The organism is Mesorhizobium sp. M7A.F.Ca.US.007.01.2.1 (genome assembly GCF_003998165.1).
Classification (GTDB): Bacteria; Pseudomonadota; Alphaproteobacteria; order Rhizobiales; family Rhizobiaceae; genus Mesorhizobium; species Mesorhizobium ciceri.
The window spans coordinates 1-1,078 of the sequence record NZ_RZQP01000490.1 but is presented as its reverse complement, the minus strand read 5'-3'; the positions used below and the strand labels follow the sequence as shown (position 1 = coordinate 1,078).

The 1,078-nt window shown below is 61.0% G+C and carries 1 protein-coding gene and 1 pseudogene; both read right to left on the bottom strand.

The features are described 5' to 3' along the window. Positions 1-230: 230 nt before the first annotated feature. Positions 231-496: pseudogene (locus EN949_RS35390) on the bottom strand (type II toxin-antitoxin system ParD family antitoxin). 327 nt (positions 497-823) lie between these two features. Then, the coding region (locus EN949_RS36310) for a hypothetical protein (RefSeq protein ID WP_206535017.1) at positions 824-1,078 on the bottom strand (255 nt) is incomplete at its 5' end.

Here is a 1,078-nt window from a genome sequence, read left to right as displayed (position 1 = left end):
GGCGAAGGCAATGCTGACGGCGCGGCGATAGCCAACAATCCGCAGCCCCGGCATGATCTCGACCCGCTCGGTGCCCCGCTGTGGAAAAGTCGACGGCCGAGACAATGGTCACGGATACCCGCAATGAAATTCCGGGCGATCGCCGGCGACGCACGTCCGGCTAGGTCATCGTAGAGTTGCTCCAGCTCCGACTCGGCCTTGGAGTGGAAGACAATCCGATACTCTATCCCCTACTTGGCTTTCGCCTGCTTGGAGCGATGACGCGCCTCCAGCCGGAGAAGACCGTGTCGGCAGGGATGCCCTTCGTCGGATCCTGCCGGAGTTCAGCCAGGCGCCCTGGTATCTCCTCGCGCAGCCATTTCTCCCGCTCCGCCTCGAAATCCTCGAGCATGCGCAGGCCCGCGCGGACAACCTCGCTGGCATTGTTGTAGCGGCCTGATTCGAGCTGCTTCCTGATGAAGCTCTCGTAGTGGTCATTCAAAGCGTAATTTGGCATTGGCAACCTCCTGCGGGGAGCGATCCCGAATCTGGCGCCGATTCGGCCACGCCTTACCTCGCGTGACTCATCCGCAGAGAATCGCCCTTCGCTTTGATTCGGCATGATCGAGGCATCGCTTCAACGCCCCCAGGCCGCTCGACCAACGGCACTTGCGGCTATTGCGGCGTGACACACCGGCCGCCGGCGCGATCGAGGATTCACATGCAGGTCGATATTCGCGGCCATCAGTCATTGTCATGGTCGAGGGTGGCCACAAAAGCCGGCTGAATAGAACACCACCCCGACCAAATTCATTTCGTATTTGATTGCAAATCATCACCGGCATCACCGATGCCTGGCACGAGGATCGGATGGCTTTGTCTTTTCCGCCTCCGATTCGGTTGATCCGGCCATGGCGGCGGCCTGGCGCTTCACTTGCCAGTCCCCCAAACGCAAACGGCCCGCGGGCTGCGGGCTGTTTTGTTGAGGCTTTGTTTGTTGTCGTACCTTGTCGGCTGAGTCCTCTTTGTGCGCCGAGGACTGCCGCTTGCCGGCACCATTGTCCCTTGAACGCGAACAGCCCGCCGGCTGATGCCAGGC